We start from the raw sequence: 12,514 nt of genomic DNA, 5'->3' as shown, positions 1-12,514 counted from the left end.
CATTAACTATATTTAAAATATCAATACTATAGTATTGATTAATTGCAAAATCATCGATCTAATCCTAGGGTAATTAAGTATTAATTACCATGTTCTATAGTCAAATAATTAACCATTAGGTAAAACCGCTTAACCCTATATCATTGTAAGGTTAACTTAGTAATTGGAGTTATTCACCCTTTGCGTGATATAGTCAAGCTCTAGGTTGGTTTTTACACCAATAATGACTTTATATAGTATTGATTTATGAGTCATTATTAGGATTGAAAGCCAGGTTTTAACTTCAGAGTTGGAGGCGAGTTTGGAAACTGGAATGATTATTTCTTTAGCTGCGTATTTTATCGTAATGCTAGGTATTGGCTTGTACGCTTATAAGCAGTCTACCGCCGATGTGTCGGGTTATATGTTGGGTGGCAGAAGTTTATCACCAGCTGTAGCTGCACTATCTGCAGGTGCATCGGACATGAGTGGTTGGCTACTTATGGGTTTACCCGGTGCTATGTATCTATTTGGCTTAAGTAAAGTTTGGATTGCGATAGGTTTAGTACTTGGTGCTTGGGCAAACTACTTTTTAGTCGCGCCAAGGCTACGTGTCTATACTGAAAAAGCGAATGACTCGATTACCATCCCAGATTACTTTGCTAATCGTTTTGCTGATAATAAAAATATATTACGAGTCATCTCGGCAATCGTGATCATCGTTTTCTTCACACTTTATACTTCTTCAGGCGTTGTCGCTGGCGGAAAATTATTCGAAAACTCATTTCAGATGAGTTACGAAACAGGGCTTTATGTGACAACCGGAGTCGTCGTACTCTATACATTGTTTGGTGGTTTCTTAGCTGTTAGTTTGACTGACTTTGTGCAAGGTTGCATTATGTTTGTCTCGCTACTTGCTGTACCTATTGTTACTTATACGATGCTAGACCAGCCAGTGTTAGACACACTTGCTAATGCCAGCTATGACTTGCTGTTAAGCGCTCCGAAAGAGAGCGAAGTCCACTCGCTTAATATGTTAGATTGGTTTGCTGGTGGTTCAACTATCGCTATTATTTCTGCAATGGCATGGGGCTTAGGTTATTTTGGTCAACCGCATATCATAGTACGTTTTATGTCAGTACGATCTGTGAAAGATATGCCAACTATGCGTCGTATTGGTATGTCGTGGATGACCTTATCAGCGATTGGTGCGGTGTTAACTGGACTATTTGGTGCCGCTTACATGATCGAAAATCAAATGCTGATTGACGATAAAGAAACGATATTCTTAGTATTATCTGAATTGGTTTTCCATCCACTTATTGCCGGCTTTTTACTTGCTGCTATTTTAGCTGCGATTATGAGTACTATTTCATCTCAGTTATTGGTTTGTTCAAGCTCGTTAACTGAAGATTTCTATAAAATTTATTTAAACCGTGATGCATCACAAACCGAGCTGGTTTTAGTTGGTCGAATTAGTGTACTACTCGTTGCATTATTTGCTATTTATTTGGCTTATGATCGCGATAGTTCTATTTTAGATTTAGTAAGTAATGCATGGGCTGGTTTTGGGGCTGCGTTTGGCCCGTTAGTATTACTTAGCTTGTATTGGAAGCGAATGAATCTACAAGGTGCGATCAGTGGCATGGTTGTGGGTGCAGGGACAGTGTTGATCTGGATATACGCGCCAATCACCATAAATGGTGAGAGCCTCAGCAGTATCATTTATGAAATTATACCGGGTTTTATACTTGCAACAATTGCAATCATTACAGTGAGCTTATCAACAGCGCCACCAAATAAAGAGATCACCGAATTATTTGATGAAGTTGAACGAGGGCTATAACGGGTAGTAATTTTTATAACTAAAAAAGGGCAATTAATTGCCCTTTTTTAGTTAGTTAACTTGTAAGTTTTTAGCTTGCTTCTTTATCTGCGCTGGCTTTAATCGACGCTACATTTTCTTTTTTTACTTTCGCCGTAGGTGCTTTCTGTATTGCCTCTTTGCCGCCTTTAAGTACATTCATAAAGTCGTCTTTACTTTTAGCAATCTCAAGTGCGAGCGATTCGATTTGTTGTTCGCTTAGTGGCACATCAACTTTCTCAAGCATAACCTCAAGCGACTCTGCTATATCAAGCATTTTGTCATACGCGTCAGCTTCTTTTTTAGTAGTAAACGTCATACGCTCGACTCCGTTTCTCTCTACAACATATTTAACAACAACAGCCATGATTTCTCCTGCCAATTTGCTTGGTGAATAACAAGTTCACCTTGATTGATTACTGTTTTTATGTACAGTAATTGTTTATTGGTCTTTTTGCAAGTGAACATTTTTATTTTTTACTACTAGGATTTGACAAAGAGGTACAACTTTACTTTATTTAAATAGTCGCACTTTTTTAGTATGACTTTATTTGGAGGTAGTCCAAAAGTGAAGGCATTAAAATCAACTATTAATTGAGTCCACGTATGGATATCATGGAGGAGAAACATGAAGTTTTTAACTTTAATAGTGGTAGTGCTTGGCTTAGCTATTTCATTGCCTAGTAGCGCAGCTGTAACTAAAACAGAGACTACTGAAAGTATGAAGAAAGTTCAGTTAGTCAATGTGAATCAAGCAACAGTCGAACAGCTTACTCAGCTGCCTGGTATTGGTAAATCAAAAGCGCAAGCGATCATTGATTTCCGTACTAAGCAAGGCAAGTTTAAGTCTGTTGCAGATTTAGCGCAGGTTAAAGGTATTGGCGATAAATTAGTCGCTAAACTGGATGGCAAAGTTACATTTTAAAAAACTACAGGGCGAATTATTCGCCCTGTTCAAATTGCTTTATAGCCTTGCTTAAATAGTGTTTAGAAAATTGAATTTCAACAGGGGTGGTTAACAACGGGTAGCTTAACCCGGCCAGAAGTAAAGCTGGAAGTAACAACCAACCTTCAACATACGCTAATGATAGAAATACTGGGATCAATAAAACCAGCTTAATAATACGCAAACTGATTTTTTGCATTGGAGTTAACATACTCACTGCAATCGCAATTATTTGCTGACGTTGACGTATTTTAAACGATTTTAATTGCGTTACTTGACTTGAAAATAATGCCATCATCACAGCGACTTTTTAATTATTAAACGACTTGCTACAACGGCCATTAGTATCAGAGTAAATGCGGCAAAAATGATCTCCATCCACGCCGGCATACTTAGCCCTGCAAATTGCCAATCGATGTTGCCACAGTCACCTGTTGCAGCAAAAAAATGTGGCATCCATTCGTGCAATGGTAATGGGAAATTAGGTTCGAATTCACAGCTAAACGCAAAAGGATCGGTGGTAGTTTGCATATCGATATGTTCGCGTGCAATTAAATAACCCCAAATACTGGCAACTGCCCATGCAGAAAATGCTGTTAGGCGGCATATTACATTCGTGGGTTTAATTGCACCGAGTAACCCAGCGGCTAATAACCCCAGCATGGCAGTACGTTGGTAAATACACATAATGCATGGCTCTAAGCCCATTTTATATTGAAAAAACAATGCGATTACTTCAAAAATAAAAGCGCTAAAAGCGAGCAGTAACCAAGCACTGCGCTGTTGGGCTAAATTTGCTAACCAAGTCATAAAATATCCAATCTATAATTTGTAGATGAATTATGACTTAGTCATTAAACTAGGCGCAAGGATAAATATGATTTGTAACAATAAAAAAGCTGCCGAAGCAGCTTTGTTTTTACTCTTTAACCTAAATATGGGTTAAGGGATTTACTGTCCAGAGTTCGGATATTTAATGCCCTGAACTTCCTATACTTTGTAAGCTTGCGCTGTGGTGTTCAATCCAACCCCATTGATAGAGTAAATCAGTTACCTCACTAAGCCCTAGATATGTAGAGCTTAAACCAACAACCGTAAGTACAATGGTATAGGGAAGTGCCATATAAACCATACGCCCGTAAGATAAACGTAATACGGGAGCAAGTGTTGATGTTAGTAAGAATAAAAATGCAGCTTGTCCATTCGGTGTGGCTACACTTGGTAAGTTAGTACCAGTATTAATTGCTACTGCTAATAAATCAAATTGGTCGCGACTAATTTGTCCTGCTTTTAAAGCCGCCGCTACTTCGTTGATGTAAACAGTGCCAACAAACACATTATCACTGACCATCGAGAGTAGGCCATTAGCGACAAAAAACATAACTAACTGTAATTGCCCTTCAAATGTCAGTACCCAAGTTATTACAGGAGTAAATAAGTGTTGATCAATAATTACTGCAACGATTGAGAAAAATACACATAACAGTGCAGTAAACGGCAATGCTTCTTCAAACGCTTTTCCTAGTTGGTGTTCTTCGATTATACCAGCGGACGCAGTTGCAAAAATAATGACGGATAAGCCAATTAAGCCAACCGTGGCAAGGTGTAAAGCTAATGCAATGATCAACCATACAGCAATAAATGACTGAAACATCAGATTAACTTTATCGCGTTTAGTGCGTTTGTTATCGAGCTCTTTTGCGTGATCAGCAAGTATTTGATGAATCGGTTCTGGTAACTTTGCGCCATAACCGAAGGTTTTTGTTTTTTCGAGTAATATTGTAGTAACAATACCAGCGATGAATACAGGCATAGTAACAGGCAACATACGCAAGAAAAACTCCCCAAATTGCCAGCTTGCTCGTTCTGCAATAATAAGATTTTGTGGTTCACCCACCATAGTACAGACTCCACCAAGCGCGGTACCAATCGAAGCATGCATTAATAAGTTACGTAAAAAAGCTCGAAATTCTTCAAGTTCCTGACGATTAACTGGGCGTACTTGGTTATCATCGTTAATGTCATGTTCACTAGTGGAGTCTTTCCCTGAGGCGACTTTATGGTAAATACTGTAAAAGCCCATAGCGACAGCTATGACCACCGCCATTACTGTAAGTGCGTCTAAAAAAGCAGAAAGAAATGCTGCAGAAATAGTAAATGCTAAGGAAAGTACAGTTTTGCTGCGAACTGATACCACCAAGCGGGTGAAAATATAGAGTAATAAATCTTTCATAAAGTAGATACCTGCGACCATAAAGATCAACAGTAAGATTACATCTACATTTTGAACAATTTCATGCTCTACTTGCCCGGCAGTTGTCATGCCTATAAACATAGCTTCAATTGCAAGTAAACCACCAGGTTGCAGTGGATAACATTTCAGCGCCATCGCGAGAGTAAAAATAAACTCTAAAACTAATGCCCAACCAGCCATATAGGGATTGATATGAAATAACACAGGGTTAATAGCTAAAAAAGCAATAATTGTGTATTTATACCACTGTGGGGCAGAGCCTAAAAAATTCTTAAAAATTGCATTGAAAACACTCTGTTGCATAGGTGTTCCTTATTATTGTACATTTAAGTATAACTGTTGTTGGTTAAGTTAATTCAGTCTAGCCGTGGTGTAAACAAAAAAGCTATAAACAACATCACGTACCTTTTATCCATTTAATATGCCGCGCTATATTAAGTGTAGCTGAAATAGCGAAATGGGTATTTTTATTCAGTCCGTATAGTGTGCATAATGAAGTTAAATGTCTATTACTCTTTGTGGTCAATCCCTTCAATTTAGTATAAAAGAAAGCGACACTGAAAGAGTGATAAATTAGCCTGTATCCATTTTAAAAACGTGGCGAGAGTAGAGGCTTAAGCTTGTCGTCGTGGGTGAATTAATGAAGTGACTTTACTTGTTAGTTTGGCTTCATCTGGTACAATCAGTCAGTTAATCGTTTAAAGTAATGTTATGTGGTAACTCAAGTGGGAATTGAATGAGAATTTTTAAAGCGAAAAGCCCAGCAGGGTTTGCCGAAGAGTACATTGTTGAGTCAATTTGGAATGGTGATTTTCCACCAGGTTCTATTCTTCCCGCTGAGCGAGAGTTATCAGAATTAATCGGTGTTACTCGTACAACCTTACGTGAAGTACTGCAGCGTTTAGCGCGTGATGGTTGGTTAACAATCCAACACGGTAAACCGACTCGAGTAAATAACTTTTGGGAAACCTCAGGACTTAATATTTTAGAGACCTTAGCGCGTCTTGATGAAGATAAAATGCCCGAGTTAACCGACCAGTTACTTTCTGCGCGTACTAATATTAGCGCTATCTATACTCGCGCTGCCATTAAACTAGCACCTGATCGCGTGATAGAAATTCTTTCAAAAAGTGATGAACTTGAAGATAGTGCACAAGCTTTCGCTGATTATGATTATAAAGTACATCATGAGTTGGCTGTTGCAGGTAATAACCGTATTTATGTACTTATTCTTAATGGTTTTAAGGGTTTTTACTCTAAAATTGGCTGTCATTACTTTTCAGATCCAGGCACGCGTCAGTTAGCGCGTCAATTCTATAAAGATTTAACCATACTTGCTGAGAAACGCGAACATGACGGCGCAATTTCAATGATGCGGAAATATGGTCATCAAACAGGTGAGATCTGGCAAAAAATCCGTGGTGATATGCCGGAAAATATCATGGATTAACTCTGCATTTACTGGGTAGTTATATCTATAAGAAGCCTGCATATGCAGGTTTTTTTTCGCTGTTATTAATGACAAACAGCGAGTGATACACTGCGTTCGTATTTTTCGATGAGTGACATCGGAAAATACGATTGTTCTTTTAAGTCTTTAGTCTCTAAAATATTCTGATAATTATGCATGCTAGCCCTTGGTATTTACTTTTTAGATCCCATATTAAAGGCAAGCATTGCGTAAGCAATTAAAAGCAAACTCAAATATTTGGAGAATAAAATGGGTGTATTAGTAGGCCGCCAGGCACCAGACTTTACCGCTGCAGCAGTACTAGGTAACGGCGAGATCGTAGATAGCTACAATCTTCACGAAACAATCAAAGGTAAAAAAGCAGTCATCTTCTTTTACCCATTAGATTTCACTTTCGTATGTCCTTCTGAACTAATTGCTTTTGACAAGCGTTATGAAGAATTCCAAAAGCGTGGCGTAGAAGTAATTGGTGTTTCAATCGATTCACAATTCTCACACAACGCATGGCGTAACACTGCTGTTGCAGACGGCGGTATCGGTGCAGTTAAATACGCACTAGTTGCAGATGTTAAGCACGAAATCTGTAAAGCATACGATGTTGAGCATCCAGAAGCGGGCGTTGCATTTCGTGGTTCATTCTTAATTGATGAAGAAGGTAATGTACGTCATCAAGTAGTAAATGACTTACCACTAGGTCGTAACATCGACGAAATGCTTCGTATGGTTGACGCTCTTGCGTTTCACACTGAGCACGGTGAAGTATGTCCAGCTGGTTGGACTGAAGGCAAAAAAGGTATGGATGCAAGCCCAGCAGGCGTTGCTAAGTTCCTTTCTGAAAACGAAAGCGACCTATAATTTAGGCCTTTGTTTTAGAATATGAAAAACCCGCCAATTTGGCGGGTTTTTTATTTAGGGTAGTCGCTAGAAAGCGAATGACACTTTGGTGTAGATATAACGTCCGCGAGGGTTGTGAACCGCGGAAGCATAACCGTATAAATCACCATCACCATCACCAATTGCAAATGGTGGCTCTTCATCAAATAGGTTATTTACGCCAATCGAGATCTTGGTCGATTCGGTAATACGATAAGCCGTTTGTAAATCAACTAAGACTTGTGAATCAACCATTCTTGACGTGTTGCTATCAAAATCGAGGGTGCCATCAAAATCAATATCAGGCGTATCTTCAAACTCACCCACATAGCTGATATTTACATTAGTATTGAATGCACCAAGCTCCCAATTAGTTGAGAACATCCAGCGGTGTTCAGGGTAACCATATTCACCAGTATAATCGCGACCGTCTTTTTCAAACTTGTCTTGATAGGACCATTCTAAGTTGAACTTAAGTAAACCAAGATCATCCAATGAGTGGTTATAATTTGCTGAGAAATCAACACCAGACACTTCTTGTGAAGAGACATTCTCAAAGGTACTATGAATTTTTTGGATCACCCCAAGACTTTGTCCACCTTGTGGCGGCAGGCGAACGCAGATGGTACTATTCTGGTTGTTACATTCAGCATCATAAATAGGGCCGAATGCTTGCTCATCAATTTTGTTATCTTGGGTAATACTCCATACATCAATACTGAAACCAAGATCAGCCATTGGCGCCCAAATAAAACCAACGTTCCATGATTCAGATTCTTCGGCTTTTAAATCAGGATTACCAGCAAATTGGATGTTGTAATCGAGTACATCACAATCTTCTCCAGTTGCAGCACAGCGGTAGCTATCAATAAAAAACTGACTTTCCTCTGATGGACCTAGGCCAATTTGTGCTAGTGAAGGTGCTCTAAAACCTTGTGCCCATGAGCCGCGAACGGTAATTTCATCAGTAGGTGCCCAGCGCAGTGCTACTTTAGGATTGGTTGTGGTACCAAAGTCACTGTAATCATCGTAACGACCTGCAAGTTGTAATTCTAAGCTATCAGCTAATGGGATTGAGAATTCAACATAGGCAGCGTATTGGTCCCGCTCAGCGGCAGCAGAAACTGACTCAGTACCAAAAATAAGACCACGTTGAAATTGATCATCAGGGATATCACTGACGTCCTCTTCACGGTACTCAATACCAGCCGCCATCATCACGACACTGTCACCGAAACTAAACGCTTCGCCGGTAATGTTGGCATCAAATGAGGTCATATGTGATTCACCACGGCGAACTAAGCTGGTGGTAATACGGTTTATTACATCTGGATCATTATAAGTGCCGCCAAATGGGTTGTAGTTGCCAGCATTTATTTCTTGTTGTAAAAAGTCAGTTCTTACCCAGCCTTGAGTACGATCACCGGTTTGCATTGATTTACTTCGACCTTTTTGTACAGCTGCTTCCCAGCTCCAATCGCTAATTTCACCACGAAGACCGGCAACAAAGCGTAACGTATCTGATTCTATATCCCACTGACGGGCACCTGCATCCACGGTACGATAGCGACCAATCTCAATATCTTTACCAAAAGGATTGTTTGGATGACTGGCTGGAACTGTTAATCCCGCATCTTCGTCTAGCGGTGTCGGTGCACCTGCAGCAATCGAGGTATTATGCTGCATGGCCATTTCCAGAAAGGCTGTAATGCCGTTATCAAAGTTATATTCAAATTGTGAAATAGCACCAACTCGCTCAGAAGCAGGGGCAATATAACCAAATGGACCATAATCAAATAAGCAGCTGCCGCTAGATGTGGCACTTTCAGCTGGGCAATCAGGATCGATAGTTTTTACGCCGTCAACGTAGAAATAACCAGGAAAGCCACGAGATGAACGGAAATCTTCACCACCATTCGCGGTTTGATTAGCAGTGCCTAAGCGGCCCATTTCATCTGATGATAAAGAGGTGTTTTTAAAGTAATCGATGATCACAGACGCACTGCTTTTTTCGTTTGAGGTACCCCAAACTATGCTTGCTGAGGTTTCTTCATAGTTAGGGCCGTCAGTACCACCATAACCTAAATTAACTTCTAAACCATCGATGTCTTTTTTCAAAATAATATTCACCACACCTGCAACGGCATCGGAACCATAAATTGCAGAGGCACCATCTTTAAGAATATCAATACGTTCGATAGCAGAGACCGGAATACTGTTAATATCAACAAATGAGTTAGTGATACTCTCCGCAAATGCGCTTATAGCTACTCGACGGCCATTAATTAATACAAGTGTTGCATCAGCGCCTAAACCTCGTAGCGATACAGCTGCAGAGCCGTTAGCGGTCGAATCCTGATTATTACCGCGAGTAGAAAAAGTACCATTACCAGCAGCAGGCATTCTTTCCAGTAATTGTTGTAAGTTGTCATAGCCCATATTATCGATATCGGCGCGACTAATTGATTGTACTGGGGAAGGGCCTTCAATATCTGTTCGCTTTATTCTAGAACCCGTCACTTCAATACGTTCAACTTTTTTTGCTTCGTCCGCAGCAAATGATTGAGAAGTATAACCCGCTGTTGAAAGTGCAAGTGTTACACAAGCGATTAGCTTAGGTTTAAATGGGAGTATGTTCTTCATCCTTAAATCCTTGTTATAATGTTAATTTTATCTGGTCAAATGAACCACACACATCAATACCATGTAACAGGTTTGTTATCAAATTGAATTGTAAAGAGGTGTACTATATTTGATACAGTTAGAAGGATTTAAGGGATATAAATAAAAACGCCTAACTGGGTTAGGCGTTTTTGAGGTTGTTTAGATAGATTAAACTTTGTGCTTCATTAACCGTTCTTTTTCGCGAGACCAGTCTTTGTTTTTACCGTCTTCACGTTTGTCATGCATTTTTTTACCTTTACCGAGGTGGAACTCAAGTTTCACCCAGCATTTTTTCCAATACATGGCAGTGGCGATTAATGAATAGCCATCGCGCTCAGTCGCACCGACTAAGCGATCTAGCTCGCGTCTGCTTAATAATAACTTGCGATAACGTAATGGATCGCAAATAACATGGGTTGAAGCACTATTGAGAGGCTGTATTTGACTGCCAAGCAAAAACGCTTCGCCATTTTTAAGGTGAATGTATGTTTCAGAGATGTTTACTTTACCAGCTCGGATACTTTTTACTTCCCAGCCTTGTAGTTCAACACCAGCCTCAAACTTGTCGTGTAAAAAATACTCATGACGCGCCTTTTTATTTAGCGCGATAGTATTACTTGTCGATTTAGATGAATTTTTCTTAGCCATAGTGGCCCATATTATACGTAAAGCTCTGCTTTTTACATCGATTTTTTATTTTTGCTAATAAAAAAGTGTTTGTAAATAAAGCGCCATGAAAGTTTGGGGAAAAACGCAAAGCTTGCTAAAATTCGCCCACACAGTTGGGAGTGAGTATGCCACAAATAGAAAAAAGTGCGCTAGTAATGTATAGCAGCAAAGAAATGTTTGATTTAGTCAATGATGTGGATGCTTATCCTGAATTTTTACCCCATTGCTCGGATGCAAAAATTATTGCACAGCAAGGTAATACCATGACGGCAAGTTTGGAAATTTCCAAAGCGGGTATAAAAAAATGGTTTACTACTGAAAACACCTTTGTAGATGATAATACAGTAACATTGCGCTTAGTTGATGGGCCATTTAAAGCCTTGCAAGGGCGTTGGCATTTTCAAGTGTTGGATGACAATGCATGTAAAGTTCAGCTACAGCTTGAGTTTGAATTTGCGAGTAAATTAATTGAACTTGCGTTTGGGCGCGTATTTAACGATGTTGCAAAAAACATGGTGAATGCATTTACTCAACGCGCTAAACAGGTATATGGACTGCGATGATGATAAAAGTTGAAGTTGTGTATGCATTACCTACCACGGCAACGTGTTTGCTTGTTGAAGTACCCGTTGGTACAACGGCAGAAAATGCCGTGATGCAATCAGGTATCCTCGCTAAGTGCCCTGAAATTGATGGCTTAGCATTAACCTTAGGAATATGGAACCGTACCTGCAAGCTTACGCAAGTGCTTGAGGATGGCGATAGAATTGAAATTTACCGTCCTTTAATTGCTGATCCTAAAGACGCACGACGAAAACGTGCAGAAAAAGCTAAAGACGAAGGTCGTGCTAATAAAATTACAGGTGGGCGACCGCTTGATAAAGCTAAATAATAGCTCAAACAAAAAAGGTTAGCTGTTGCTAACCTTTTCGTAATTTACTGAACTGTAATTTACTGAACTGGAGCGTTATTGCTCAAGCGGTGTATTAAACTCTGCGGGTTGTTCATAGTCACCACTGAGCGATACCAATTTTTCATTTTCAAAATTAATAGTCAGTGATTTACGTTGTTCGTTATCACGGCCAAGATTAAAAGAATATAAGTAATGCCACGTGTTTTTATCGAAAGCGTCTTCTGCAACAGGTTTACCTAATACATAAAGAACTTGCTCACGGGTCATATTGATACGAAGCTTGTCAACATCGGTTTGTTCTAAAAAGTTACCTTGAGGGATGTTGATACGATAAACCCAGCTAGAACAACCGGCGGTTGCGCTTAAGGTCAGAGCAACGATAAACCAAAGAGAAAAAGTTTTTAACGACTGCATTGTTTGTTTGGATCCTTATTTTTTATAAACTGCATGATACCGATTAGTCAGCTAAGGTAAAACCCTTTTGAGTAATTGTTTGTGACTTAATTTTTACTATCGATGTTTGGAGCGTAATTTTGACCTCTGAGTCCGCAAAAAGTTTAACTACTACTGAAAATACTATGACAACTAAGATCTCCACGTGGTCACTTTATATTGTACAAACACGTTTAGGGCATTGGTACACTGGGATCAGCACGGATGTGGCAAAACGATTTGCAGCACATCAAGCGGGCAAAGGGGCTAAAAATTTAAAGGGGAAGGGGCCACTGACTTTAATATATCAATGTGAAGTCGGTTCTCGCAGTGAAGCCACCAAGCTTGAGATAAAAATTAAACGCTTAAGTAAGGCACAAAAGCGAGTGTTTGTTAGCTCTGGGATTTTGCTAACCTGAATTTAGTTTAAAATATATTTACTATCTACA

General features: G+C 39.5%; 14 protein-coding genes. 7 read left to right on the top strand and 7 right to left on the bottom strand.

All coding sequences use genetic code 11. The annotated features are described in order from the left end of the window. Positions 1-313: 313 nt before the first annotated feature. Positions 314-1,825, top strand: coding sequence for a sodium/proline symporter PutP (gene putP / locus PSR9079_RS10680; protein WP_149981458.1), 1,512 nt, complete (start codon positions 314-316; stop codon positions 1,823-1,825). 70 nt (positions 1,826-1,895) lie between these two features. On the opposite strand, the gene PSR9079_RS10675 is transcribed toward putP, so the two are convergent. Then, positions 1,896-2,210, bottom strand: coding sequence for a YebG family protein (locus PSR9079_RS10675; protein WP_149981457.1), 315 nt, complete (start codon positions 2,208-2,210; stop codon positions 1,896-1,898). A gap of 261 nt (positions 2,211-2,471) precedes the next feature. Between PSR9079_RS10675 and PSR9079_RS10670 the strand changes: the two genes are divergently transcribed. Further along, complete coding sequence (locus PSR9079_RS10670; protein ID WP_149981456.1) at positions 2,472-2,768, top strand: ComEA family DNA-binding protein; 297 nt, start codon at positions 2,472-2,474, stop codon at positions 2,766-2,768. Positions 2,769-2,784: 16 nt separating this feature from the next. Here the strand turns inward: PSR9079_RS10670 and PSR9079_RS10665 are convergent, their stop codons facing one another. The 3 genes from PSR9079_RS10665 to nhaB all read right to left on the bottom strand — a co-directional run bounded on the left by PSR9079_RS10665 (position 2,785) and on the right by nhaB (position 5,346). Then, entirely contained in the window at positions 2,785-3,087 is a 303-nt protein-coding gene (locus tag PSR9079_RS10665) for a DUF6170 family protein (protein ID WP_149981455.1), read from the bottom strand. Next, positions 3,087-3,599, bottom strand: coding sequence for a disulfide bond formation protein DsbB (gene dsbB, locus PSR9079_RS10660; protein ID WP_149981454.1), 513 nt, complete (start codon positions 3,597-3,599; stop codon positions 3,087-3,089). Before dsbB ends, PSR9079_RS10665 begins: the two co-directional genes overlap by 1 nt. A gap of 163 nt (positions 3,600-3,762) precedes the next feature. Next, on the bottom strand, positions 3,763-5,346 hold the full coding sequence (gene nhaB, locus PSR9079_RS10655; protein ID WP_149981453.1) for a sodium/proton antiporter NhaB: 1,584 nt from the start codon (positions 5,344-5,346) through the stop codon (positions 3,763-3,765). A 433-nt stretch (positions 5,347-5,779) separates the two neighbouring features. On the opposite strand from nhaB, the gene fadR reads away from it, so the two are divergent. Further along, positions 5,780-6,493: a fatty acid metabolism transcriptional regulator FadR gene (gene fadR, locus PSR9079_RS10650; protein ID WP_149981452.1), complete on the top strand. Its 714-nt coding sequence runs from the start codon at positions 5,780-5,782 to the stop codon at positions 6,491-6,493. Positions 6,494-6,763: 270 nt separating this feature from the next. Further along, complete coding sequence (locus tag PSR9079_RS10645; protein ID WP_145239274.1) at positions 6,764-7,369, top strand: peroxiredoxin C; 606 nt, start codon at positions 6,764-6,766, stop codon at positions 7,367-7,369. Positions 7,370-7,435: 66 nt separating this feature from the next. Here the strand turns inward: PSR9079_RS10645 and PSR9079_RS10640 are convergent, their stop codons facing one another. Continuing rightward, positions 7,436-10,030 (bottom strand): TonB-dependent receptor, encoded by a 2,595-nt coding sequence (locus PSR9079_RS10640; protein ID WP_149981451.1) that lies wholly within the window; start codon positions 10,028-10,030, stop codon positions 7,436-7,438. 189 nt (positions 10,031-10,219) lie between these two features. Continuing rightward, positions 10,220-10,699, bottom strand: coding sequence for an SsrA-binding protein SmpB (gene smpB, locus PSR9079_RS10635; RefSeq protein WP_064666579.1), 480 nt, complete (start codon positions 10,697-10,699; stop codon positions 10,220-10,222). Between the two features lie 146 nt (positions 10,700-10,845). Here smpB and PSR9079_RS10630 point away from each other — a divergent pair, with 146 nt between their 5' ends. Then, positions 10,846-11,283, top strand: coding sequence for a type II toxin-antitoxin system RatA family toxin (locus tag PSR9079_RS10630; protein ID WP_149981450.1), 438 nt, complete (start codon positions 10,846-10,848; stop codon positions 11,281-11,283). Further along, positions 11,283-11,612: an RnfH family protein gene (locus tag PSR9079_RS10625; protein ID WP_145239596.1), complete on the top strand. Its 330-nt coding sequence runs from the start codon at positions 11,283-11,285 to the stop codon at positions 11,610-11,612. The genes PSR9079_RS10630 and PSR9079_RS10625 overlap by 1 nt, the downstream gene beginning before the upstream one ends. Positions 11,613-11,687: 75 nt before the next feature. Here PSR9079_RS10625 and PSR9079_RS10620 read toward each other — a convergent pair whose 3' ends face one another. Beyond that, complete coding sequence (locus tag PSR9079_RS10620; protein ID WP_145239264.1) at positions 11,688-12,047, bottom strand: outer membrane protein assembly factor BamE; 360 nt, start codon at positions 12,045-12,047, stop codon at positions 11,688-11,690. A gap of 119 nt (positions 12,048-12,166) precedes the next feature. Between PSR9079_RS10620 and PSR9079_RS10615 the strand changes: the two genes are divergently transcribed. Next, positions 12,167-12,484, top strand: a complete 318-nt coding sequence (locus tag PSR9079_RS10615) for a GIY-YIG nuclease family protein (RefSeq protein WP_149981449.1) — start codon at positions 12,167-12,169, stop codon at positions 12,482-12,484. The last annotated feature ends 30 nt before the right edge of the window (positions 12,485-12,514 follow it).

This window comes from Pseudoalteromonas rhizosphaerae (assembly GCF_902498845.1).
In the GTDB taxonomy this organism is placed as follows: Bacteria; Pseudomonadota; Gammaproteobacteria; order Enterobacterales; family Alteromonadaceae; genus Pseudoalteromonas; species Pseudoalteromonas rhizosphaerae.
Note: the sequence above shows the minus strand (reverse complement) of the source record. Positions and strands in the feature narration are given on the sequence as shown.